We start from the raw sequence: 23301 nt of genomic DNA on the forward strand, positions 1-23301 counted from the left end.
AGGTCTTTCTCTCGCGCGCGGCTAGGCCGGGGCCCCGAACAGGTCGATGGGCTTGCTACCGGGCGCCAGCGTGACGATGGCCCGCTTAGTGCCCTTGCGCTTGCCGTATCCGGTCCTGGTGCGCTTGCGCTTACCCTGCCGGTTTGCGGTGTTCACCGATGCGACCTTGACAGAGAAGATCTTCTCGATGGCGATCTTGATCTGCGTCTTGTTCGAATCGGGGTGCACCACAAAGGTGTACACGTTGTCGTCCAGCAGCCCGTAGGACTTTTCCGAGATGACCGGGGCCAGGATGATGTCGCGGGGGTCGGTGATGGTCGCCATCTACGCCGTTACCTCCTCGGTGCTAGCGGTGCTGGCGCCCGCCTGGGCACTGATGTAGGCGTTGAGCGCCTCAACGCTGAACACCACGTCGTCGGAGCGCAGCACGTCATAGGTGTTGAGCTGGTCGGGCGTCAGGATGTGCACACCGGGCAGGTTGCGCACGCTCTTGGCGCCGGCCTCGTCGCTGCGGCCGATCACGATCAGCACCTTCTTGCGGTCGGTCAGCGTGCCCAGAAATGCCCTGGCGTTCTTGGTCGACGGCGTCTGGCCCGACACCAGCTCGGTGACCGCATGAATGCGGCCGTTGCGCGCCCGGTCCGACAAGGCGCCGCGCAACGCCGCGACGATCATCTTCTTGGGGGTGCGCTGGGCGTAATCGCGGGGCTTGGGGCCGTGCACGACGCCACCGCCGGTGAACTGCGGGGCCCGCGTCGAACCCTGACGGGCACGACCGGTTCCCTTCTGCCGGTATGGCTTACGTCCACCGCCGCTGACCTCGCCGCGGGTCTTGGTCGAGTGCGTGCCCTGGCGAGCCGCCGCCCGCTGCGCGGTGACCACCTGGTGCATCAACGCGATATTGGCCGGGGCGTCGAACAATTCGGCCGGCAATTCGACGGAGCCGTCGACCTTGCCGTCCGGCGTCTTGACGTCAATCTTGAGTGTCTGGCCTTTGGTCGCCATTACTTCTCACCTCGTTTGATCGCGCTGCGGACCACCACGAGCCCACCGGTGCGGCCTGGGACCGCGCCCTTGATCAGCAGCACGCCGTTCTCGGCATCAACCTTGTGCACCACCAGGTTCTGCACGGTCACCCGGTCGTTACCCATCCGGCCGGCCATCCGGGTGCCCTTGAAGACGCGCGCGGGAGTGGCGCAGCCGCCGATGGAACCGGGACGGCGGTGCACCGCCTGCGCACCGTGGCTGGCGCCCTGGCCCTTGAAGCCGTGGCGCTTCATGGTGCCGGCGAAGCCCTTGCCCTTGGAGGTACCGGTCACGTCGACATCGGCGCCGTCGGCGAAGATCTCCGCCGTCAGCTCCTGGCCGACTTCGTATTCGCTGGTCGCGGCCTCGTCATCCAGCCGCAGCTCGGCGAGGTGCCGGCGCGGGTTCACGCCCGCGGCGCTGTACTGACCGGTCACCGGCTTGTTCACCTTGCGGGGGCTGATCTCGCCGTAGGCCAGCTGGACGGCGCTGTAGCCGTCGCGCTCGGGCGTGCGGATGCGGGTGACCACGTTGGGCCCCGCTTTGACCACCGTCACGGGGACGACCCGGTTGTTCTCGTCGAACACCTGCGTCATGCCCAGCTTGGTACCCAGAATGCCTTTTCTTGCCATGAGTTCACCAAGCCCCTACTGGATGTTGACGTCGACACTGGCCGGAAGGTCGATGCGCATCAGCGCGTCGACGGTCTTCGGCGTCGGGTCGAGGATGTCGATCAACCGCTTGTGAGTACGCATCTCGAAGTGCTCCCGCGAGTCCTTGTACTTATGCGGAGAGCGAATGACGCAGTACACGTTCTTCTCAGTCGGCAGCGGCACCGGACCTACGACACTGGCACCCGTGCGGACGACGGTCTCGACGATTTTGCGCGCCGATGCGTCGATGGCCTCATGGTCGTAGGCCTTGAGCCTGATGCGGATCTTTTGTCCCGCCACGCTTCTCCTACCCTCACTCCACTTACAAAAATCCGTGTCCGGACCTGGTGCTCCCAGCGCGCTGATCGAGCCCGGGTCAACCCTGGGCCGATCGAGCGTCGCGCCGGATACTGCGCCGCTGTTTACCTGTCGTGGTCCACCGGCCCCCGCGGTCGGGTGTGTCACCCTCACGCAGCCTGGACCGCGGCAAAATTTGTCGCGCTCCAAGGATGGGACCGGACGCGCCCGTTTGGGCGCTGGTCGTATGCCCGACCAGGCGCAAACCCGGCCCAAGGCAACCTGAACAGTATGCCCTAGATCGTGGGTTTGGCCAAATCCCGGCCGAACGCCGCCGACGCGGCCCCGCCGGGCGGCCAACCCGCTGGTCAGCGGCCGTAGCCGGCCTCAGGCACCCGCCGATTCGACGCTCGCCGCGTCGGCCCGGTTGTGTGCGCGCTGAACATAGAGGAAACCGTCGACGGACGCGAGCGCGCACTCGCGGTAATCGAAGTCGGGAAGCGTGGAAAGGCGCCCCAGCACCAGGGGGCCGATGAGGAGCGCGATGGCCCGGGAGCGGTCCACCTCGCCGAGTTCGGCGGCCTCCGGGCTGTCGAAGATGGCGTCGAACGGGGCCGCGTACTGCTGGGCGATGCGCTCGCGCAGCGTGGTGATCGCCGCGCTGTCCGCCGCCTGACTGTCGCGGGGTTCCGGCATCTCGTCCAGGTCGCGGCCCAGGGCCAGCCACGACATCGCCGTCATGACGGCGGGCGCCTGGGCCACCGACTCGGCCTGCGCCAACACCACCGCCACCAGGCGGTCGCGCAGCGAACCCTCGGCCGGCGGCGCGGGTGACGGTGGGATGAGGCTGTTGAAAGCCGCTGCCAGCAAATCGTTTCCGCTCGGGAAGTGGCGATACAACGTGGCCCTCGCGACGTTGGCGGTACGGGTGACCGCGTCGACGGTCACCGCGCTGGGACCACCTGAACTCAGCAGCGCGGCGGCGGCCTCGAGCAAACGGGCCCGCGAGCGCGCTGGGCGGGGGTCGCTGGTACTGCCAGTGATTGTGATCCACCTCCCTGTTTGGAAACGAGACTATCGGTCTACCTACAAGACTGTCGGTCTCGAAACTTCCCAACGCCACCGTGAGGAGGCGCATCATGGTCGAAACCCTGGTCCGGCCTGACCAGCGTACTGATGCGGTCAGCATCGGCAATAGTCCCCGAGCGCGAAACTGGACGCTGGCCGTCGCCTGCATGGGAGTCGCCCTGGTTGTCGCCTCGATGACGGCCTTGAACACCGCGCTGGGAGACCTCGCGGTGGCCACCTCGGCCACCCAGTCCCAGCTGAACTGGATCGTCGACGGATACACCGTGGCCCTGGCGTGTCTGCTCTTGCCCGCCGGCGCGATCGGCGACCGCTACGGCAGGCGCGGCGCCCTGCTGATCGGTTTGGTGGTCTTCTCGGTCGGCTCGATGGCTCCGGCGATGCTGCACAGCCCGGCGCAGATCATCGCCGGCCGCGCGGCGGCCGGGATCGGCGCCGCCTTCGTGATGCCGGCGACGCTGTCGCTGCTGAGCGTGGCCTATCCGAAAGCCCAGCGCACCAAGGCGGTTGGGATCTGGGCCGGCACGGCCGGATCCGGTGGCGTGCTGGGCATGATCGGTTCCGGTTTGCTGCTTCGCTTTTGGGACTGGCACGCGATCTTCTGGTCACTGGGCGCCGCCGGGCTGGTGATCTTCGCGCTGGCGTGCACCGTCGCTTCGTCCCGCGACAGCGGCGCCCCGCGGATCGATGGGCTGGGCGCGGTCCTGATCGGCGCCGCGCTGGCGATCGCCGTGGCGGCGATCCTGGAAGCGCCGACCCGCGGATGGAGCGACCCCCTGGTCTGGGGCGGGCTTGTCGCGGGCGCGGTGCTCGCGGCGGCGTTCGGTGCCGTCGAGCTGCGCCTCGCCTGGCGCAGCAGGCAACCCCTGCTCGACGTCCGGTTGTTCGCCGACCCGAATTTCGCCACCGGCGTCGCCGCGATCGTCATCCTGTTCGGCGCCACGTTCGGGTTCTTCTACATCGGCATGCAATACGTGCAACAGATCATGGGCTACTCGGCCCTGGCGACGGCAATCTCCTTCGGCCCGTTCATGGTGCCGCTGGGCATCTTCTCGGCGCTGTCGTTCTGGTACGTGCCCAAGCTGGGCCTGCGGCTGGTGCTGTTCATCGGCACGCTGCTGATGGCGGTCGGCTTCGCGTGCATGTACCGGTTGAACCTGCACTCTTCCTATCTGGAATTCGCCTGGCCCACACTGATCCTGGCAACCGGCATCGGAATCTGCACGGCACCGACGACATCGGCGATCATGGGAGCGGTGCCCGACGAGAAGCAGGGCGTCGCCTCCGCGGTGAACGATACGTCCCGGGAGATGGGCGGCGCGTTGGGAATCGCGGTGGCGGGTTCGATTCTGGCCGGCCGCTATTCGCACGAGCTCGCCCCGAAGCTGGCGGGCTTTCCCGGGCCGGTCCGGGGGCCGGCCACCGATTCGCTGGCCAAGGCGGTCGAGGTGGCGGGCCGGATGGGGCCCCAGGGCCGCCAGCTGGCCGACATCAGCAAGTCCGCGTTCCTGGCGGCCTTGCACGCGTCGACCATCACGATGGCCGTGATCGTCGCCGCCGCCGCGCTGCTGATCGCGGTTTGGGCGCCGGGCCGCGACGGCCGGCAGCTTCGGCCGGTACGCGGGATGCTGTCCGGCCGCCATCGCTGACACGCCGCCGGGGCGCGACCGCTTCGGCCAATGCTGTTGTCCGACAGCGGGTTCAACGCTTGAAAATGTCTGCCGGTTCTGGTATCACCAGACGTATATCGACAGATACAGATCATCTCTGCGAGCGAGGTGGATGTGGTGTTGATGGGTGTTGCGAGCGTGGTCGAGCCGGTATGCCCGGTGATGCATGAGGCGGCGGCGATCGTGGAGGCCGAATGGGTACGCCTGAGGCGAGAGAGCGAGCCGGCTCGGCACCCCAGCTGTGAGTTTCCCACGGCGCGGCGCTGCCGGCGCCAGACGAGCACCCTGGTGTCCACCGAATCGACGCGCGCCGGCCGCGCGGCGCACACCCTCGGGCGGCGGACTCGCTGGCCGGCCTCCCTGATCTGGGCCCGGCAGCGTTCACCTCCGGCCTGCCGGCATGTTTCACGCATCGGCGAAGGGAGGTAACCGAGAAGAGACAAGCACGGGTAATCGAACAGTGAAATGGCGACCGTGCAGTCCACGAATATTGCGACGCTATTGTCGCGTGACGCACCACCTGCGCGCGCACTGCCACTCGACGTGGCCATCTACGTGGACCGCATGAACAATCGCCGCTCGCGGGGCGGGCCTCATGCCTCAGCCTTGAGGCCCGCCCTCACGCACGCATCACCGAACGAATTCGGCGGCGCGATGACCGAGCATGACGATGCTGGCGTGCGGCCCCCGGCTGGTGATTTCGGGCAGGATCGAGCCGTCGATCACCCAAAGGTTGTCGATACCGTGCACCCGGCAGCGATGGTCTACGACGGCTCGCGGGTCGGTATCGGCGCCCATCGGCGCTGTGCCGCAGAGATGTTGCGACGTGGACCATACGGGTTCACCGACATGCGTTGCGGTACGCGCCAATTCGCGGGCAAGTTCGGCGCCTTGGCGTAGCGCCGCGACGTCTTCGGGCTCGCTGTCGTAGCGGTGCTCGATGCGGGGCGCCGCCTCGGGATCCGCCGACGCCAGCGCAATACGCCCCCGTGCGCGCGGCCGCATGAGCGCAACCCCGATGTGCGGCCAGTCGGCATGACCGGCGGTGCCGTCCCCGGTCATCGCGACGAATCCCCCTGTGTACGGTCTGATCTCGAGCCCGTCGGCGGTGCTGAGTACGACTTCGAGCACCGGCCGGCCGGGAGCCACCGTCCAGTCGGTGGGCAACACCCATTCGGGGTGATCGCTGAACGACGTCCCCACCGGCAGCGGCTTCACCACGGGTACGCCGACGGACCGCAGCCCCTTCTCGGCTCCGATGCCGGAGAGCATCAGCAGCTGCGCCGTTTGGATGGCACCGGCACACAGCACGATCCGGTCCGCGGTCAGCGTCAAGCGGCCGTGCGGGCCGATCGCGTCGACACCCGCGGCGGCGGCGCCGGCGAAGCGCAACCGCGCGGCGCGCGTCCGGGAGTGCAATGTCAGATTCGGCCGGCGCAGCGCCGGCAGCAGAAATCCCGCGCCGGATCCGGTACGCACACCGTCCACGATGTTGAGCGGGACGGCGCCTACTCCCGAAACCAGTTCCGGCCCACAGTCATTGAGATCTTCGATCCAGTCGAACCCGGCGCGCTGCGCGGCGGTGATGAAACGCTCGGTGGTTCCCGTCATTTCGTGGGTACGACGGACCCGGATGGGACCGCTGTCGCCATGGGCCGGCCCGCTGAAGTCCAGGTCGGTCTCGATGGCGCGGAAGCTTTCGAGGACGTCGGACCAGGCCCAGCCGGGTAGCGATAACCGGTCGAAGTCGCGCGGCAATCCGCGGCAGAAGTAGCCGCCATTGATTGCGCCCGAGCCACCGACCGTCGCCCCGCGCACGATCGGATGCGCGCGCATGGGTCGATCGGTCAGGCTGGTCTGATAACGGCACACCAGCGGGCTGCCGACCCCGATCGGCAGCTGCAACCCGTTCGCGGTCTGAGCGAGCAATCCCGGATCATCGAGGGCCGGCCCCGCCTCGAGGACGGTCACCGCGCAGCCCGGCTCGGCAGAAAGACGTTCGGCGACAACCGATCCAGCGCTACCGGCACCGACGATCAGCACGTCGCTGTGCGGGGCGGCCTTACTCAAGGGCGGGTCAAGGTGGCGGCTAGCTCCGAATCTGGGGTTTCAGCGCCCGCAGGTTGCGCTCCCGCACCACTCCCCACCACAACCCGAGGCCGTACGCCAGGTCGTCGACACGCTTGAGCAACAGATAGGTCAACAGGCCGATCGGTTCGGCATCGTCGCCGATGGCGTCGCGGCGCCGCAGCCAGTCCACCACGCCGTCCATGATCGCCGCGACCAGCACGACGCGTCGGAAGTGTCGCGACAGCGTGGCGGCAAGCAGCGCCACCGGCCAATAGTGCCGACACAGGGCCGACGCCAGCTGCAGTGCCGCCGACCACAGGCCACGGGTCGCGATCATCGCCACGTCGGCGATGGACGTCTCGGCGCCGCGCATCGCCCTGGCGATCCTGCGGCCGGTCAGGACGGCGACGACGATGGACGCCAGCTGGGACAGGCTGGTCCCGAACGCCATCAGGATCCAGGTCATCAGCGCCCAGCCGGAGATCACCACCGGGGCCGTCTTGTCCGGGTGGCGAACCGAGAGCGGGGCCGCCGATCCACCATAGAACGCCTTGCGCGCGAGCCAATCCCGCAGTTCGGTGCGGTGGTCGTGGGCGACCAGCGCGATGGGTTCGTAGCGCAGCCGGGCGCCGGCCTCGATGAGCCGCCAACACAGGTCGACGTCTTCGCCGGATTGCAGGGTCTCGTCGAACCCGCCGACACTGCGCAGGGCGGAGCACCGACAGATGATCGCCGCGCTGGGCACGTAGGACACCTGGCTGTGGGGCAGCACCGGCGCTTCGCGCTCGCCGAGGTCGAGCGACGAGTGCAGCGCCTCGTAACGGGCCACCACATTCTCACTGTGCGACAAACCGACGATGCGCGGCGCGGACAGGGCCACGGTGGGATCGCAGAAATGCCCGAGCAGCGCCTCCAGCCAGCCGCGCCGCGGAGCGACGTCGGAATCCAGAAACGCGACGTAGTCGGTCCTGCAGGCGGCCAACCCGGTGTTGCGGGCGGCGGCCGGGCCTCTGGAGCGGGCGTGCCGCAACACTTCGACGTCGCAGTGCGCGCCGACGAAGTCGTCGGGCTCGATCGGCGGGCTCGAACCGTCGTCCACCACGATGACCCGCAGGCCGCGCAGCGAGCTCACCAAGCGGCGCACCCCGGAAAGGTTGTCGCGCACCGGAATTACCACGGTGACGTCGTGGTGCGACGGGCCGCCCGCCGGCCGCGGATGCGCCACCGTGGCGTCGAGCAGGGTGCGGGCCAGCTGGGCGCTGACGTCGTCGCGAACCTTCAGCCGGCCGTCGCACAGCATGTCCTGGGCGGCCGGCGCCAGCTTCAGCAGCCGGGTCGGTGAACCACCGAGCAGCGCCGAGCCATCGCCGAGCACCCGCACCCGCCGGTCGACCTGGACGGCGAAGCCATCCGGCAGCCGGGTCGCCGTCATGTAAGCATCCCGTCGCGCCCGGGCGACCACCGGGCCACTCGCCGGACACAGCCGTCGACCATCTCGGCAAGGATGCGCTTGCCTTCGGCGGCGGTCGCGGTTGTCGGGTCCCCCAGCACGCCCACGGGGCTGACCGCCGCGACTCCCCCGCGCCGCATCGACGGGAGTAATTCCGGCAGCGGCGCCCGGTTGCCGGTGAGCCATCGGTCGGTCAGCACGTCGCCGGGCGAGATGTGCAGCAACATCGATGTTTCGGTGTGCCCGGCGTGGGCATCGCCACCGTCGGCCAGGCATGGGCACCAGCCGGCGTCGCGTCCCTCGGCCCGCAGCCGCGCCACCGCAGCGGTCAGCGCGGCGACGTTGCCGCCGTGGCCGTTGACGAAGACCAGGCGATTGGCCCAGCTAGCGGCCGACCGGCCGTACTCCACGAGCAGCATCGTCAGGGCTTCGGTGCCGATGGAGATCGTTCCGGCGAAACTCTGGTGCTCGCCGCTGGCGCCGTAGGCGATGGCCGGCGCCAGCAACCACTCGCGCTCGAGGATCGCTTCGAGACCGGCCCGAACCCCCCGGGCGACCGCGGTGGCGATCCGGGTGTCGGTGTCCAACGGCAGATGCGGGCCGTGCTGTTCGGTCGACCCCAGCGGGATCAATATCGACGGCGAGGTGCCCGATAGCTGGCTTGACGTCGCCATTGCCAATTCGCCGAGTACGGGCACTCGGTGATGGTAGGACGAATTCACCTGGCGTGCACCAATTGTTGTTCGGAGAAAACATTTTTTTTCTGACTGGTTCATCAGGGGTTCTAAATTTGTGCTCGTTCGTCACGGGTACCACGCGTGTACCACCGTTTCGGGGCCGCCGAGCATTCCGGATAAATCTGCCCGGGATTCGGTGATTAGCCGATCAGGCGTCCCCGCCGGACGGGACCCCGAGCGCCCGGGTGAAGCCGGCGGGCACCAAGATGTCCTCCGGGCCGAGGTCGTGGACGCTGGCGTGGCCCAGACCCATCAGCGCCGAGTCGATGCCCCCGCGCAGGATGTCGAGCACGTTCTCCACGCCCGCCTGGCCGGCCGCGGCGAGGCCCCACAGGTAGGCGCGGCCGATCATCACCGCGCGCGCCCCGAGCGCCACGGCCTTGACGACGTCGCTGCCGCGGCGGATGCCACCATCGAGCAGCACCTCGACCTCATCGCCCACCGCGGCGGCCACGGCGGGCAGCGCGCGGATGGAGGCCGGCGTGCCGTCGAGGTTGTTACCACCGTGGTTCGACACCGAAATCGCCGAAACCCCGGCATCCACAGCCCTTTTCGCGTCGTCAACACGCATCACGCCCTTGAGCATGAAGGGACCGCCCCACAGCTCGCGTAGCCACGCGATGTCCTCCCACGTCGGGGGCGGCGTACCCATCCACTCGCCGTAGGCCGCGAAGAAGGGCGGGCCGGGTTCACCGGGGCGACCCTGGTTGGGCACCCGCAAATCCGGCGGGCGCAGTGTCTTGCCGTATTTCCACAGCCAGCGTGGCTTGAACACCGCTTCCGGAGACTGCCGCAGGACGGTCCGCAGGTTCATCGCTTCGGGAATCTGGGGACTACCCCAGTCGCGCCCGTGGGAGAACGACCAGTCGGTGGTGACGATCAAACCGACCGCACCGGCCTGGCGCGCCCGTTCCACCCGCTCGGCGATCGCGTCGCGCCCGCCCAGCCAGTACACCTGGAAGAAGATTTTGGGATTGGCGGCGACGACCTCCTCGATCGGTTTGCTGGCGAAAGAGGACAGGCCCATCGCCGTTCCCCGCGACGCCGCTGCCCGCGCGACCGCGACCTCACCGTCCGGGTCGACCGCCTGGACACCGGTTGGCGAAATCAGCACCGGCATCGAAATATCTTGTCCCATCACGGTAGTCGATAGGTCGCGCTTTTCCTGCGCGCCCACGACGTGCGGGGCGAATCCCAGTTCACCGAACGCCGCGACGTTATCGGAGACAGTGACTCCCTTTTCGCTTCCCGCAAGCAGCGCCGAGTAGACGGATTTCGGCAGTCGCCGCTTCGCGCGCTGCTGCGCGATGGCAACGGTTTCAAACCACTGGCCGGCCATGGTCACACCGGGCTTTCGTTGCACAGCCGCGCGGGTGGCACGTCCGGTGGCCGCACGGACAGCGTCAAGGGCACCGGCTGGCGAACGCGCCGCCCGTGGGAATGGTCGGCCCGGGGGCGCGGCGTCTCGCGCCGGCGGGCCAGCGCCGACGCGCTGTGGCCCTGGACGCACTCGGGATCCGGCCCGTCCATCGGCAGGCCGGTGAAGAACTTGGCCGCCATGCAGCCGCCCCGGCAGGCGTCGTAGTGGCCGCAGCTGCCACACGCGCCCGCGGACTGCGGTTCGCGGAGCTCACGGAACAGCGGTGCGTTCTTCCAGACCTGGTCGAATCCACCGTCCGACAGCACATTTCCGGCCAGGAAGCGGTCGTGGATGGCGAACGGGCAGGCGTACACGTCGCCCACCGGGTCGATCAGGCACACCACCCGGCCGGCACCGCACATGTTCAGCCCGGCCAGCGCGCCGGAGGACCCCAGCGGCGACAGGTGGAAGAAGGAGTCGCCGGTGAGGACCCGCTCCCCCTTGGCGACCAGCCAGTCGTAGAGCTGCACCTGCTGCTCGGCGGTGGGGTGCAGGTCCTCCCAGACGTCGGCGCCGCGGCCCGAGGGACGCAGCCGGGTGATCCGCAGGGTGGCACCGTAACGGCTTGCCAGCGCGGCGAATTCGTCGAGTTGGTCGACGTTGTGCCGGGTGACCACGACGGAGATCTTCGCGTCGGCGAAGCCTGCACTGGCCAGGTTCTCCAGCGCGCGCACGGCCATGGCGAAGGACCCCGGGCCCCGGACCGCGTCGTTGACCTCCGCGGTGGCCCCGTCGAGCGAGATCTGGACATCGACGTAGTCGCTGGCGGCCAGCCGGGCGGCGACCTCTTCGGTGATGCGGACCCCGTTGGTGGAGAACTTCACCCCGACGTGGTGCGCGGTGGCGTAATCGACCAGCTCCCAGAAGTCCGGGCGCACGGTCGGCTCACCGCCGCCGATGTTGACGTAGAACACCTGCATGCGTTCGAGCTCGTCGATGATGTCCATGCACTGCCGGGTGGACAGCTCCCGCGGATCACGTTTACCCGAGGACGACAGGCAGTGCACGCACGCCAGGTTGCAGGCGTACGTCAGCTCCCACGTCAGGCAGATTGGCGCATCCAGCCCGCTCTCGAACTGCTCGATGAGCCGCGGCACTCTGGCCAGTCCGGCGGTCATGGAACCTCCTGAGGTACCAACATCTTCGAATCGGCCAACACGCCCAGCGCGTGTAGGTACGGCGCCTCACCCGAGTCGTCCACACCCGCCGCGCGGCAGGCGGAATGCACATCGGGATGGTCGGCCAGCGACCGCACCACCGTCAGGATGGTGCGGTTCTTGAGAAAAGACAGCTTGCGGGTGCCGAAGTGATAGAGCAGCGCCCCGAACGGTTCGGGTCGAACCGCCACCTGGGGGTGCAACCGCCAGCCGCGGTCGGGGTCGAACACGCGGGTCAGTACACCCCGCACATGCCGTCGATGGACACCTCTTCGACCAGGGTCTCGGCGACGAGCTGGGTCTCGGTCTCGGTTTCGTGGTCCACGGGTCATTGCCTTTCGTCGGTTCTTGACAACGATGGGGATCGAGTCACAAGCTTCGTCAGAATATGGCATCGAGTGCCGAAATGGAAGGGCGGGGTGTCATGGTGCCGCAGCCACGGGTGGGCCGTCGCCGCTCGACGACTCCGCACCACATCACCGACGTGGCCATCGAACTGTTCAGCGCCCGCGGTTTCGCCGACGTCAGCGTCGACGACGTCGCGCAGGCCGCCGGCATCTCGCGGCGGACGCTGTTCCGCTACTACGCGTCCAAGAACGCCATCCCCTGGGGCGACTTCGACACCCACCTCGCGCACCTGCGCGACCTGCTCGACAACGTCGATCCGCGGGTGCCACTGGGCCAGGCTCTGCGCGATGCGCTGTTGGCGTTCAACACCTTTGACGAGTCCGAGACCGCGCGGCACCGCCAGCGGATGCGGGTGATCCTGCAGACGGCCGAACTGCAGGCCTATTCGATGACGATGTACGCGGGCTGGCGCGAGGTGATCGCCGGCTTCGTGGCCCGCCGGTCGGACAGCAAGACGACCGACCTGCTGCCCCAGACCGCCGCCTGGACCATGCTCGCGGTAGCGCTGTCGGCCTACGAGCATTGGTTGGGTGACGAGTCCGTCCCGCTGCCGACCGCGCTGGGCAACGCGTTTGACGTCGTCGGCGCCGGACTTGACAGGCTGGATCGGTGACCGGTGACCACCTGCTGCACACCCTGCGCGCGCAGGGACGGTTTTGCGCCGGCTCGGGCTCACCGATGTATGGGGAGCTTTTCGAGCTGGTGGCCATCGACGTCGCGGCCGGCGGCGTCTTCGCCGCCATCTTGTCCGGGCACGAGGACGACCCGTCGCGCCTTGCGGTGCCGCTGCGTCTGCTCGGCGGGCTGCACCGATTGGTGCTCGACGGCCGGGCAGCGCAATTGCGCCGGTGGTATCCCAGCACCGGGGGCAGCTGGGACGCCGAGTCGGCGTGGCCGGAGATCAAGGACGTCGCGGCCGGCCACTCCGAGGCGCTGCGGGCGGCGTTGCGGCAACCGCCCCAGACCAACGAGGTCGGGCGGTCCGCCGCGCTCATCGGTGGCCTGTTGCGCGTCAACCGTGAATTCGACCTGCCGATAAGGCTTTTCGAGATCGGATCGAGCGCGGGGCTGAACCTGCGCGGAGACCATTACGGTTACCGATTCGCCGGCGGCCAGTGGGGGCCGGATGATTCGCCGGTGACCATCGAGGATGCGTGGCGCGGCGCGCTGCCGCACGGCCGGGTACGGATCATCGAGCGGCACGGCTATGACATCGCACCCATCGACGTCACCGGGGCCGCCGGGGAGCTCACCGTGTTGAGCTACGTGTGGCCCGACCAGAGCGCCCGACTAGAGCGGTTGCGCGGCGCCATCGAGGTCGCCCGGCGGGTGCCGGCCGGGCTGGAGCGCCAGACGGCGGCCGACGCGGTCGCCGGCCTCACCCTGGCCGCGGGCGCGCTGACGGTGCTGTGGCATTCAATCACCTGGCAATACCTGTCCGACGGGGAGCGGGACACGGTCCGCGCCCGCGTTCACGCGCTGGGCGAGCAGGCGGATGAGCGATCGCCGTTCGTCCACCTCACCCTGGAGCCGGCGCGTGACCGGCCCGACTCACCAATCCGGTTCCTGGTGCGGGCGCGCCGCTGGCCGGGCGGCGACCTGGAGATTCTCGGCGAATGCCATCCGCATGGACCGCCGGTGCGCTGGCTGTGAGCGGTGGACACGAAAACTGCTGGGGCGCAGCGGCTTCCGCCAGAGTCAGCCCAGCACGTCCGCGATGGGCGCGCCGGCGGAGATCTTGGCGCGCACCTTCATGACTTTGCCCGGCATCCCGCCGCCCACCACCCCGACCAGCACCCCGTCGCGCTCGTAATAGGCCAGGAACTTGCGGCCGTCGTCTTCGACGAGGTGGACGGTGTCGGTGGCTTCGGGCTCTCCGAGGCACTGGATCTTGACGTCGTACTGGTCGCTCCAGAAGTAGGGGACGACCACGGCCGACGAGACGTCCTGCCCCAGCATCGCGGGCACCACCACGCGGGTCTGGTCGGCGACGTTGCTCCAATGTTCTACGCGCGCTTGATGTCCGGTCGCGTCGCGCCAGGACGCGACGTCACCGAGCGCCCACACGTTCGGCGCGCTGGTTCGTCCGGCCTCGTCGCAGAGCACGCCGTTGTCGACCTCGACGCCGCTGCCCTCGAGCCACCCCGTGGCGGGGCGGGATCCGATGCCGACGACCACCAGGTCCGCGGCGAGCTCGGTGCCGTCGCTCAGCACCACGGTGTCCACCCGCTCGTCGCCGCGCACTTCGGCCACCCCGACACCGAGGCGCACGTCGACCCCCTCCGCGCGGTGCAGGCGCGCGACCAGCTCGCCGATTCGCTCGCCGAGCACCGACGCCAGGGGCGTCGGCTGCGGCTCAACCAACACGACGTCCACCCCGAGGCTCCGTAGGCTGGCCGCCACCTCACAGCCGATGAAGCCGGCGCCGACGACGACAGCACGCTGGCACGCGGAGGCGTGCTCACGCAGCGCCATGCTCTCGTCGAACGTGCGCAGCACCCGGATGCCCGCCAGATCGGGCAGCGTCGGAATGCGCCGCGGCACCAAGCCGGTCGCGATGACGAGTTCGTCGTAGCCGATCACGGACCCGTCGGCCAGCGTCACCGTCTGGGCCACGGTGTCCAGGCCGGTGGCCGCCGCACCCAGCCGCAGGGTGATGTCGTTCTCGTCGTACCACTCGCGCGGTTTGAGGGCCACGTCGTCGACCTCTTTGCGCAGCACCTCTTTTGACAGCGGCGGGCGATCGTAGGGCACGTGCGCCTCGTCGCTGATGATCGTGACGCGGCCGGCGTACTCGGACCGCCGCAGCTGCTCGGCGGTCCGGGCGGCGGCCAGACCCCCACCGACGATCACGATTCCTTTGCTAGCGGTCACGTGGAGTTCATACCACGATCGCCGGTCAATACTTCAAGGCGCCCTTGTCCACGGGGATCTGGGTGCCGGTCACCGTGCCCGACCCGTCGCCAGCTAGCCATGCCACGACATCGGCCACCTCGTCGGGCGTCATGAAGCCGTTGGGCTGCAAGGGCATCGGGGGAAAGCTGTGCACGAAGCTGGGATGGCGGGCAAAAATCTCCATCATCGCCTCCGGCTCGATCATCGGGGTATCGACCGAGTAGGGGTGGATGGAGTTGACCCGGATGTTGTATTCGCCGAGCTCGATGGCGAGGGTGTTGGTCAGCGCGGTGAGTCCGTGCTTGCTGGCCGAGTAATGCCCGTTGCCAGGAGTGGCTTTCAGCCCCGCCGACGAGCTGACCACCACGATCGACCCCCCGTTGCCGGCCTCGATCATTGCGGGCACGGTGGCGCGCAGTGTGCGCCAGGTGCCGGTCAGGTTGACCCCGATCACCGTGTCCCACTGCTCATCGGTCAGCTCCCAAAGCCGGCCCCAGCTCAGGACTCCCGCGTTGGCCACCACGATGTCGAGCCGTCCGAATTGTTCGACGCCGTCGGCCACCAGTTGGCGCAGCGCGGCGTCGTCCCGGATGTCCGCTTCACGGGCCAGCACCTTGCGGCCCTCGGCTTCCACCAGGCGGACGGTCTCGCTGAGGTCCTCCGGCGTGGCCGGCGCGTAGGTCAGGCTCGTCGACGCCGAGGCGCAGATGTCGAGCGCGATGATGTCGGCGCCCTCCCGGGCCAGCCGCACCGCGTGCGAACGGCCCTGGGCGCGGGCGGCGCCGGTAATGAAAGCCACCCGCCCCTGCAGTGATCCAGTTTGTCCCGCCACGCAGCCAGGCTAGCAGCGAAACTGAAACCTGTTCTAACTCGCCCGCCGATCAGATTTCGGAGATGATCTGGGCCCGCCGGCTGTTGTACTCCTGGTCGGTCAGCGCGCCGCTGGCGCGCAACGTCTCGAGCTCCTGAAGCCGCTGAGCGATCGATGGCTGCGGGGGCGTCACCACCGGGGCCGGGCCGGCGGCAGCGGCCGGCTGGGCGGCCTGCGTGGCCGGCGCCTGTTGTTCGGCCGCGCGGCGCACCACCGCCTGGACCTGCTGGCGCAGCGCCGGGTTCGACCGGATGTCGACCATCCGGTTGAGCGGAACGTTGTTGGCCTTGAGGATCTGCAGGATCTCCATCAACGGGCCGGCCTGCCCGCTCAGGTCGTAGGTCCTGTTGTCCTCGGCCACGGTGAACTGCGCCGGCACCAGACCGTTGACCAACGCGCTTCGCTCCCAGTCGATTCGGTACTCGTTGGTGGTGGGGTTGACCAGCACCACCACCTTGCGGGCGCTCAGGTTGCCGAGCCGGGTCACGCTCGCGATCACCCGGTCTTCGCTGTCGAACGGCAGAAAACCCGGCCCGGAGATGTGCAGGTTCACCTTCACCACCTGCTGATTGTTGATCCACGTCCCCGTCTCGGTGACGCCGGTGATTTGAGCGAGCGCCAGCACCCCGTGCTGTTCGAGCTCCGCCGTCTTGGCCGAGGACTTCGCGCCGTAGTTGGCCAGCGCCAGCGCGATCAGCACGTCGGCCACCGTGATGAGCAGGCCGACGTAGAACATCCACTGCAGCAGGCTGCCCAGGCCGAGGGTGAAGTAGACGATCAGGAAAATCGGCCCGACCAGGCCGCCGCACAGCAAAACCACCAACTGTGCTTTCAGATAGCGCGCCAACACGAGTGTCTCCTTACCCTTGCTGGGATTTTCGTGTCAGGTTAGCCCTCGCGGTGTCACCGCGCGCGCCATAAACGCAAACCGGTCCGGCCTCAGTCCACCTTGGGAATCAGTGCCGGGGCGGGGCGCGTCGAAGACTCCGCCGACGTCGTCGCGGTGGGCGAATGGGCCGACACCATCTTCACCGGCGTGCCGGTCGATACCGGCATCGCCGGGGCCGCGGCGGCCGGCGGTGTCTGCACCTGCGCCGGCGTCGACGCGAGCGGATTGACCGGCGCCGGGGCCGGCGCCGCGGGCTGCGTGGTGGCCGGGGTATAGGCGGGGGCCACCATCCGCACCGGCGTCGCCGAAGTGGTGGCCGGGGCCACTGCGGCCGGCCCCGTGGTGGCCGCGGCTACGGTCGGGCTGGCGGGTGCCTGCGCCCCGGCGATCGCCGAGGCCGGCGCGACCGCCGACATCAGGGGACCCGCCGGTACACCCGGCGCCGAACCGCCCGCGGCCGTCGCCGCAGGCAGCTGTGCCGCCATCGACGCGGGGGCCGCCGCGGACTGCAGGGGCGTTGTGTTGGCGGCCTCGGTGGCGAGATACTGCGCAGCGCCGCCGTTCATCAGCTGCACGAACTGGTTGTGGAACGCCGCGGCTTGAGCGCTGAGCGCCTGGTAAACCTGAGAATGCGCGTCGAACAGCGCCGCGATGCCAGCCGACACCTCGTCGGCACCCGGGGCCAGCACGCTCGAGGTCGGCCCCAGCGCCATCGAGTTCGCCGACGTGATCGTCCAGCCGATCCTGGCTAAATCCGACGCCGCGGCGGCGACGTACTCGGGCGTCGCGAATACGAAGGACATCCGAACCTCCCGGCCATCTTCCCCCGACACCCTTGTCCCGGAATCGTAGCGGAATCGTCAAGATCCGGCCCGGTAAAACGCGTAAAGCCCGGACCGCCGAAATCGGCAATCCGGGCCCTACGGCGAACTGGATCTACTTGATGATCTTGACGACCCGGCCGGCGCCGACGGTGCGGCCACCCTCGCGGATCGCGAACCGCAGACCGTCGTCCATGGCGACGGGCTGGATCAGCTTGACCGAGATGTTGGTGTTGTCACCGGGCATCACCATTTCGGTGCCCTCCGGCAGCGTCACCACACCGGTCACGTCGGTGGTGCGGAAGTAGAACTGCGGGCGGTAGTTGTTGAAGAACGGCGTGTGCCGGCCGCCCTCGTCCTTGGACAGGATGTAGACGCTGCCCTCGAACTCGGTGTGCGGCGTGGTGGTGCCGGGCTTCACGACGACCTGACCGCGCTCGACGTCCTCGCGCTTGATGCCACGCAGCAACAGTCCGACGTTGTCGCCGGCCTGTCCCTGGTCGAGCAGCTTGCGGAACATCTCCACACCGGTGACGGTGGTCTTGGTGCTGGTCGGCTTGATACCGACGATCTCGACTTCCTCGTTCACGTTGATCACACCGCGCTCGACACGACCGGTGACCACGGTGCCACGACCGGTGATCGTGAAGACGTCCTCCACGGGCATCAGGAACGGCTTCTCGGTCTCGCGGACGGGGTCCGGGATCGACTCGTCGACGGCCTCCATCAGCTGCTCGACCGACTCCACCCACTTGGCGTCGCCCTCGAGCGCCTTCAGCGCCGAGACCCGAACCACCGGGGCGTCCTCGTCGAACTCCTGGGCGGCCAGCAGTTCGCGGACCTCCATCTCGACGAGCTCGAGCAGCTCCTCGTCGTCGACCATGTCGGCCTTGTTCAGGGCGACCAGGATGTAGGGCACCCCGACCTGACGCGCGAGCAGCACGTGCTCACGGGTCTGCGGCATCGGGCCGTCGGTGGCGGCAACCACCAGGATCGCGCCGTCCATCTGGGCCGCACCGGTGATCATGTTCTTGATGTAGTCGGCGTGACCCGGGGCGTCGACGTGGGCATAGTGCCGCTTGTCGGTCTGGTACTCCACGTGGGAGATGTTGATCGTGATACCGCGCTGACGCTCCTCGGGAGCGTTGTCGATCTGGTCGAACGCGCGGGACTCGTTCAGGTCCGGGTACTTGTCGTGCAGAACCTTGGTGATAGCCGCGGTCAGCGTCGTCTTGCCGTGGTCAACGTGACCGATGGTCCCAATGTTGACGTGCGGCTTCGTCCGCTCGAACTTCGCCTTCGCCACTTCGTTGTCCTCCTGGACTGTTGGTGCTCGTTAAAGCAGTGTTGGTGTTTTCAGTTGTGCCGCGCCCAAGGCTTTGCAATGACCCGGCAAGATTACTCCGAGGCGATATTTACTGACCCGTCGCCTTCGCGATGATCTCCTTCGACACGTTCGCCGGTACTTCGGCGTACGAGTCGAACACCATGGAGTAGTTCGCCCGGCCTTGGGTCTTGGACCTCAGGTCGCCGACGTAGCCGAACATCTCCGACAGCGGCACGTGCGCCTTGACGACGCGTGCACCGCTCCGCTCCTCCATGGCCTGGATCTGGCCACGGCGGGAGTTCAAGTCGCCGATCACGTCGCCCATGTAGTCCTCGGGCGTGGTGACCTCGACGGCCATGATCGGTTCCAGGATCACCGGCTGGGCCTGCTGCGCAGCCTTCTTCAGCACCTGCGAACCGGCGATCTTGAACGCCATCTCCGACGAGTCCACCTCATGGAAGGCGCCGTCGAGCAGGGTGACCTTCAAGTTCACCAGCGGGTAGCCGGCCAGCACGCCGTACTGCATCGCGTCCTGGGCGCCGGCGTCCACCGACGGGATGTACTCGCGCGGGATGCGGCCACCGGTGACCTTGTTCTCGAACTCGTAGGTCGCACCGTCCTCGCCATGGAACGGCTCGAGGTTGATCAGCACCTTCGCGAACTGTCCCGAGCCGCCGGTCTGCTTCTTATGGGTGAACTCGACCTTCTCCACCAGCCGCTTGATGGTCTCCTTGTAGGCGACCTGCGGCTTGCCGACGTTGGCCTCGACCTTGAACTCGCGGCGCATGCGGTCCACCAGGATGTCCAGGTGGAGTTCGCCCATGCCACCGATCACGGTCTGGCCGGTCTCGGCGTCCTGGTGGACCTTGAACGTCGGGTCCTCCTCGGCGAGCTTCTGGATCGACAGGCTCAGCTTCTCCTGGTCGCTCTTGGTCTTGGGCTCGATGGCCACCTCGATGACCGGGTCCGGGAACGTCATGGACTCGAGCACGACTTGGTCGTTCGGGTCGCTCAGGGTGTCGCCGGTGGTGGTGTCCTTCAGGCCGATCACCGCGTAGATGTGACCCGCCGATGCGGTCTCCACCGGGTTCTCCTTGTTGGAGTGCATCTGGAACAGCTTGCCCAGCCGCTCCTTCTTGCCCTTGGTGGAGTTGATGACCTGGCTGCCGGAATCGACCTTGCCCGAGTACACCCGGACGTAGGTCAGCTTGCCGAAGAACGGGTGCGTCGCGACCTTGAAGGCCAGCGCCGAGAACGGCTCGTCGGTCGACGGCTTGCGGATGACCTCGACGTCCTCCTTGCCGGGCGCGTGGCCGACGGCCGGGGGCACGTCCAGCGGCGAGGGCAGGTAGTCGATGACCGCGTCCAGCATCGGCTGCACGCCCTTGTTCTTGAACGCGCTGCCGCACAGCACCGGGTAGGCCTCCGAGCTGATGGTCAGCTTGCGGATCGCGCCCTTGATCTCCTCGACGGTGAGCTCCTCGCCGCCGAAATACTTCTCCAGCAGCGCCTCGTCGGTCTCGGCGACCGCCTCGAGCAGCTTGGTGCGGTACTCGTCGGCCTTCTCCTGCAGGTCGGCGGGAATGTCGACCACGTCGTACTTCTCGCCGAGCTTGGCCTCGGCGCTCCACACCTTGGCCTTCATCTCGACCAGGTCGACGACGCCCTCGAAGTCGCCCTCGGAGCCGACAGGCAGCTGGATCGGGATGACGTTCGCGCCCAGGCGCTCCTCCATGGTGCGGACCGAGAAGTAGAAGTCGGCGCCGATCTTGTCCATCTTGTTGACGAAGCAGATCCGCGGGACGTCGTACTTGTCGGCCTGGCGCCACACCTGCTCGGACTGCGGCTCGACGCCCTCCTTGCCGTCGAAGACGGCGACCGCGCCGTCGAGCACGCGCAGGCTGCGCTCCACCTCGACGGTGAAGTCGACGTGGCCGGGGGTGTCGATGATGTTGATCTGGTTGTCGTTCCAGAAGCAGGTGGTGGCGGCGGAGGTGATGGTGATCCCCCGCTCCTGTTCCTGCTCCATCCAGTCCATCGTGGCGGCGCCGTCGTGGACCTCACCGATCTTGTAGCTGATACCGGTGTAATAGAGGATGCGCTCCGTCGTCGTCGTCTTGCCGGCGTCGATATGCGCCATGATGCCGATGTTGCGGACCTTGGTGAGGTCGGTCAGCACGTCCTTCTGTGCCACAGAAGTCTTCCCACTCTTTCGATTGCTTGGTTGCTGTCTATTTAGCCTCCGGCATCATCGCCGGAAGCTGTCACCAGCGATAATGCGCGAACGCGCGGTTGGCCTCGGCCATCTTGTGGGTGTCCTCACGCCGCTTGACGGAGGCCCCCAGGCCGTTGCTGGCGTCCAGGATCTCGTTCGCCAGCCGCTCGACCATCGTCTTCTCCCGGCGTTGCCGCGAGAAGCTGACAAGCCAGCGCAGCGCGAGCGTGGTGGACCGGTCCGGACGGACCTCGACCGGCACCTGGTAGGTCGCACCGCCGACGCGGCGGCTGCGCACCTCCAGCGCGGGCTTGACGTTGTCGAGAGCGCGCTTGAGCGTGATCACAGGATCGGTGCCCGTCTTGTCCCGGGCGTTCTCGAGCGCACCATAAACAATGCGCTCGGCCAGCGATTTCTTCCCCTGCAGGAGAACTTTGTTCACCAGCTGGGTGACCAGCTGCGACCCGTAGACCGGATCGTTGACCAACGGACGCTTCGGCGCGGGCCCCTTGCGCGGCATCAGCTCTTCTCCTTCTTCGCGCCGTAACGGCTGCGGGCCTGCTTGCGGTTCTTGACCCCCTGGGTGTCGAGGGAACCGCGGATGATCTTGTACCGCACACCGGGCAGGTCCTTGACTCGGCCACCACGCACCAGCACCATCGAGTGCTCCTGCAGGTTGTGGCCCTCGCCCGGGATGTAGGCGGTGACCTCGACCTGGCTCGTCAGCTTCACGCGCGCAACCTTCCGAAGCGCCGAGTTCGGCTTCTTCGGGGTGGTGGTGTACACGCGAGTGCATACGCCACGGCGCTGCGGGCTGCCCTTCAGGGCCGCGGTCTTGACCTTGGCGATCTTGTCGCGGCGACCCTTGCGGACCAGCTGCTGAATCGTTGGCATCTACCGGCTTTCTGTGTTCATGTTGTGCGTTTTTCGGCTGTTCTCAAGTCTTCGTACTGCAGTTTTGTCCGGCCGCACTACCCCGCGGCCGGGTGTGTCGCACGCGCCGCGCACCAGAGAAGATCCGATGCATCGTGGACATGCGAATTCGCCCGGCATTCACTTCCTTACGGTTAGGCGCCGTAAGCCGCCAGGCACGAGCCTCCACAATACCCGCCGCCGGTCTTGCAGGTCAAAGCGGCGGTTGACCGTGCGCGACGCGCCGTTCCAGACCCGCCGCCAGCCGCAGCACCATGTCCGAGAACAGCGCGTCGGTGTCGATGTCGTCCATGACACCGGTCATTTCCAGAAGCACGAAGCCGTGCAGCGCGGACCAGAACTCCAGGGCCGCGTGGAACGCCTCGTCGCCGTCGAGACCGTAGGAGGACAGCACCGAGATCACCGGCGCGGCAGCGCCTCGGGTGGCCGCCGTGTACTCCGGATCGTCACCACCCAGCGGCATCCGGGTGAACGCCGAGTACCGGCCGGGGTGGTGATGGGCGTAGCTGCGGTAGGCGCCCGCCATGACCAGCACCGCGTCGTCACGGGCGCGGCCCTCGCCGACCCTGTTCAGCATCGTGATGATGTCGTCGATGACGCGGATCCGCACCGCGCGGCGCAGATCCTCCAGGCTGTCGACGTGGTTGTAGAGCGACGGTCCCTTGGTGCCCAGCTGCATCGCCAGCGCGTTGATGGTGAGGGCGTCCCAGCCCTCCCGGTCCAGGAAGGTGAGCGCGCCGTCGATGATGCCTTCGCGGCTCAGCTTTGCCGGGCGCGAGCCGGTTCTCCCCGCGCGCGGGCGCCCGCCCGCCGACGGCGTTTCCGGCTGAGCTGCCATGGCGGGGCCCTTCGCTTGCGATGATCGTGGTGCTTAACTAATGACTCTAGTTGACGCCAACCGCGAAACCGTTTCAGCCATGGCCGGATGGACGTAATCTCATCGAGCAGATCCACCCGTCACAAAAGGGGGCCCGCAGTGAACTGGACAACCGCCGCCGGGTCGCTGGCAACCTGCGTCGTCACCGTCGTCGCAGCACCCGCTCCCCCGGCTCACGCGAAGAACGGCGACACCCACGTCGTCGGGCAGGGCATCCAGCAGACGCTGGACTGCAACGACGCCACGCTGTTCGTCAACGGCTCCTTCAACAACGTCACCGCGCTGGGCAACTGCTACGCGGTCACGGTGATGGGCTCGTCCAACACCGTCGTCGCCGACTCGGTCTCGCACGACATCACTGTCTACGGCTACGACCAGACGGTGTTCTACCACAACGGCACGCCGTTCATCTGGGACCGCGGCCGCGAGCTGGGCATGACCAATCGGCTCCAGCAGGTGCCCGGCTGAACCACACACCACATCGCCACTCAAACCGTAG

The 23301-nt window shown here is 67.8% G+C and carries 25 protein-coding genes; 4 read left to right on the forward strand and 21 right to left on the reverse strand.

From position 1 onward, the window contains the following. Window positions 1-21: 21 nt before the first annotated feature. From rplW to A5756_RS10655, 5 genes are all read right to left on the reverse strand, one after another. Entirely contained in the window at window positions 22-324 is a 303-nt protein-coding gene (gene rplW, locus A5756_RS10635; protein ID WP_066951923.1) for a 50S ribosomal protein L23, read from the reverse strand. After that, window positions 325-1005, reverse strand: a complete 681-nt coding sequence (gene rplD / locus A5756_RS10640; protein ID WP_066951925.1) for a 50S ribosomal protein L4 — start codon at window positions 1003-1005, stop codon at window positions 325-327. Next, window positions 1005-1658, reverse strand: a complete 654-nt coding sequence (gene rplC, locus A5756_RS10645) for a 50S ribosomal protein L3 (protein WP_066951926.1) — start codon at window positions 1656-1658, stop codon at window positions 1005-1007. Before rplC ends, rplD begins: the two co-directional genes overlap by 1 nt. A gap of 15 nt (window positions 1659-1673) precedes the next feature. Then, entirely contained in the window at window positions 1674-1979 is a 306-nt protein-coding gene (rpsJ, locus tag A5756_RS10650; RefSeq protein WP_003873519.1) for a 30S ribosomal protein S10, read from the reverse strand. A gap of 384 nt (window positions 1980-2363) precedes the next feature. Continuing rightward, the gene (locus A5756_RS10655) at window positions 2364-2972 is read right to left on the reverse strand and encodes a TetR/AcrR family transcriptional regulator (RefSeq protein WP_082948155.1); all 609 of its coding nucleotides are present in this window, start codon (window positions 2970-2972) and stop codon (window positions 2364-2366) included. A gap of 143 nt (window positions 2973-3115) precedes the next feature. Between A5756_RS10655 and A5756_RS10660 the strand changes: the two genes are divergently transcribed. Continuing rightward, window positions 3116-4711: an MFS transporter gene (locus A5756_RS10660; RefSeq protein WP_066951928.1), complete on the forward strand. Its 1596-nt coding sequence runs from the start codon at window positions 3116-3118 to the stop codon at window positions 4709-4711. 651 nt (window positions 4712-5362) lie between these two features. Here the strand turns inward: A5756_RS10660 and mftG are convergent. From mftG to mftA, 7 genes are all read right to left on the reverse strand, one after another. After that, on the reverse strand, window positions 5363-6802 hold the full coding sequence (gene mftG / locus A5756_RS10670; RefSeq protein ID WP_066951931.1) for a mycofactocin system GMC family oxidoreductase MftG: 1440 nt from the start codon (window positions 6800-6802) through the stop codon (window positions 5363-5365). 19 nt (window positions 6803-6821) lie between these two features. Beyond that, window positions 6822-8234: a mycofactocin biosynthesis glycosyltransferase MftF gene (gene mftF, locus A5756_RS10675; protein WP_066951933.1), complete on the reverse strand. Its 1413-nt coding sequence runs from the start codon at window positions 8232-8234 to the stop codon at window positions 6822-6824. Beyond that, window positions 8231-8974: a mycofactocin biosynthesis peptidyl-dipeptidase MftE gene (mftE, locus tag A5756_RS10680; RefSeq protein WP_066951935.1), complete on the reverse strand. Its 744-nt coding sequence runs from the start codon at window positions 8972-8974 to the stop codon at window positions 8231-8233. Before mftE ends, mftF begins: the two co-directional genes overlap by 4 nt. 163 nt (window positions 8975-9137) lie before the next feature. Further along, complete coding sequence (gene mftD / locus A5756_RS10685) at window positions 9138-10328, reverse strand: pre-mycofactocin synthase MftD (RefSeq protein WP_066951937.1); 1191 nt, start codon at window positions 10326-10328, stop codon at window positions 9138-9140. 2 nt (window positions 10329-10330) lie between these two features. Next, window positions 10331-11527, reverse strand: coding sequence for a mycofactocin radical SAM maturase (gene mftC / locus A5756_RS10690; protein ID WP_066951938.1), 1197 nt, complete (start codon window positions 11525-11527; stop codon window positions 10331-10333). Beyond that, window positions 11524-11796 (reverse strand): mycofactocin biosynthesis chaperone MftB, encoded by a 273-nt coding sequence (mftB, locus tag A5756_RS10695; RefSeq protein WP_231588695.1) that lies wholly within the window; start codon window positions 11794-11796, stop codon window positions 11524-11526. Before mftB ends, mftC begins: the two co-directional genes overlap by 4 nt. A 5-nt stretch (window positions 11797-11801) precedes the next feature. Further along, window positions 11802-11891 (reverse strand): mycofactocin precursor MftA, encoded by a 90-nt coding sequence (gene mftA / locus A5756_RS25870; RefSeq protein WP_040621348.1) that lies wholly within the window; start codon window positions 11889-11891, stop codon window positions 11802-11804. Window positions 11892-11990: 99 nt separating this feature from the next. Here mftA and mftR point away from each other — a divergent pair, with 99 nt between their 5' ends. Both mftR and A5756_RS10710 read left to right on the forward strand, forming a co-directional pair. Further along, complete coding sequence (mftR, locus tag A5756_RS10705) at window positions 11991-12587, forward strand: mycofactocin system transcriptional regulator (RefSeq protein WP_197505763.1); 597 nt, start codon at window positions 11991-11993, stop codon at window positions 12585-12587. Continuing rightward, window positions 12584-13627, forward strand: a complete 1044-nt coding sequence (locus tag A5756_RS10710) for a DUF2332 domain-containing protein (protein ID WP_066951939.1) — start codon at window positions 12584-12586, stop codon at window positions 13625-13627. Before mftR ends, A5756_RS10710 begins: the two co-directional genes overlap by 4 nt. A gap of 45 nt (window positions 13628-13672) precedes the next feature. On the opposite strand, the gene A5756_RS10715 is transcribed toward A5756_RS10710, so the two are convergent. From A5756_RS10715 to A5756_RS10755, 9 genes are all read right to left on the reverse strand, one after another. Next, window positions 13673-14848 (reverse strand): NAD(P)/FAD-dependent oxidoreductase, encoded by a 1176-nt coding sequence (locus A5756_RS10715; protein ID WP_066951940.1) that lies wholly within the window; start codon window positions 14846-14848, stop codon window positions 13673-13675. 25 nt (window positions 14849-14873) lie between these two features. Next, on the reverse strand, window positions 14874-15701 hold the full coding sequence (locus tag A5756_RS10720) for a mycofactocin-coupled SDR family oxidoreductase (protein ID WP_066951941.1): 828 nt from the start codon (window positions 15699-15701) through the stop codon (window positions 14874-14876). Window positions 15702-15750: 49 nt separating this feature from the next. Further along, a complete protein-coding gene (locus A5756_RS10725; protein WP_066951942.1) occupies window positions 15751-16590 on the reverse strand; it encodes an SHOCT domain-containing protein in 840 nt (279 codons plus the stop codon). An 89-nt stretch (window positions 16591-16679) separates the two neighbouring features. Next, a complete protein-coding gene (locus A5756_RS25445) occupies window positions 16680-17432 on the reverse strand; it encodes a PE family protein (RefSeq protein WP_082959048.1) in 753 nt (250 codons plus the stop codon). Between the two features lie 133 nt (window positions 17433-17565). Beyond that, window positions 17566-18756: an elongation factor Tu gene (gene tuf, locus A5756_RS10735; protein WP_066951944.1), complete on the reverse strand. Its 1191-nt coding sequence runs from the start codon at window positions 18754-18756 to the stop codon at window positions 17566-17568. Between the two features lie 109 nt (window positions 18757-18865). Then, window positions 18866-20971, reverse strand: a complete 2106-nt coding sequence (gene fusA / locus A5756_RS10740) for an elongation factor G (protein ID WP_082948158.1) — start codon at window positions 20969-20971, stop codon at window positions 18866-18868. A 70-nt stretch (window positions 20972-21041) separates the two neighbouring features. Then, window positions 21042-21512, reverse strand: coding sequence for a 30S ribosomal protein S7 (gene rpsG / locus A5756_RS10745; RefSeq protein WP_007167813.1), 471 nt, complete (start codon window positions 21510-21512; stop codon window positions 21042-21044). Then, on the reverse strand, window positions 21512-21886 hold the full coding sequence (rpsL, locus tag A5756_RS10750; RefSeq protein WP_007167812.1) for a 30S ribosomal protein S12: 375 nt from the start codon (window positions 21884-21886) through the stop codon (window positions 21512-21514). The genes rpsG and rpsL overlap by 1 nt, the downstream gene beginning before the upstream one ends. Before the next feature lie 232 nt (window positions 21887-22118). Continuing rightward, the gene (locus A5756_RS10755; protein ID WP_066951946.1) at window positions 22119-22763 is read right to left on the reverse strand and encodes a TetR/AcrR family transcriptional regulator; all 645 of its coding nucleotides are present in this window, start codon (window positions 22761-22763) and stop codon (window positions 22119-22121) included. A gap of 138 nt (window positions 22764-22901) precedes the next feature. Between A5756_RS10755 and A5756_RS10760 the strand changes: the two genes are divergently transcribed. Next, a complete protein-coding gene (locus A5756_RS10760) occupies window positions 22902-23270 on the forward strand; it encodes a DUF3060 domain-containing protein (RefSeq protein ID WP_066951948.1) in 369 nt (122 codons plus the stop codon). Window positions 23271-23301 lie beyond the last annotated feature (31 nt).

It is taken from the genome of Mycobacterium sp. 852002-53434_SCH5985345 (genome assembly GCF_001667155.1).
Taxonomy (GTDB): domain Bacteria; phylum Actinomycetota; class Actinomycetes; order Mycobacteriales; family Mycobacteriaceae; genus Mycobacterium.

Excerpts from the sequence above, each read along its gene's own strand:
- A5756_RS10660 (WP_066951928.1), top strand. The coding sequence starts at position 3,116 with ATGGTCGAAACCCTGGTCCGGCCTGACCAGCGTACTGATGCGGTCAGC.
- rplC (WP_066951926.1), bottom strand. The coding sequence starts at position 1,658 with ATGGCAAGAAAAGGCATTCTGGGTACCAAGCTGGGCATGACGCAGGTG.
- mftC (WP_066951938.1), bottom strand. The coding sequence starts at position 11,527 with ATGACCGCCGGACTGGCCAGAGTGCCGCGGCTCATCGAGCAGTTCGAG.
- A5756_RS10755 (WP_066951946.1), bottom strand. The coding sequence starts at position 22,763 with ATGGCAGCTCAGCCGGAAACGCCGTCGGCGGGCGGGCGCCCGCGCGCG.
- mftD (WP_066951937.1), bottom strand. The coding sequence starts at position 10,328 with ATGGCCGGCCAGTGGTTTGAAACCGTTGCCATCGCGCAGCAGCGCGCG.
- rplD (WP_066951925.1), bottom strand. The coding sequence starts at position 1,005 with ATGGCGACCAAAGGCCAGACACTCAAGATTGACGTCAAGACGCCGGAC.
- mftR (WP_197505763.1), top strand. The coding sequence starts at position 11,991 with ATGGTGCCGCAGCCACGGGTGGGCCGTCGCCGCTCGACGACTCCGCAC.
- rpsL (WP_007167812.1), bottom strand. The coding sequence starts at position 21,886 with ATGCCAACGATTCAGCAGCTGGTCCGCAAGGGTCGCCGCGACAAGATC.
- A5756_RS25445 (WP_082959048.1), bottom strand. The coding sequence starts at position 17,432 with ATGTCCTTCGTATTCGCGACGCCCGAGTACGTCGCCGCCGCGGCGTCG.
- rplW (WP_066951923.1), bottom strand. The coding sequence starts at position 324 with ATGGCGACCATCACCGACCCCCGCGACATCATCCTGGCCCCGGTCATC.
- mftF (WP_066951933.1), bottom strand. The coding sequence starts at position 8,234 with ATGACGGCGACCCGGCTGCCGGATGGCTTCGCCGTCCAGGTCGACCGG.
- rpsG (WP_007167813.1), bottom strand. The coding sequence starts at position 21,512 with ATGCCGCGCAAGGGGCCCGCGCCGAAGCGTCCGTTGGTCAACGATCCG.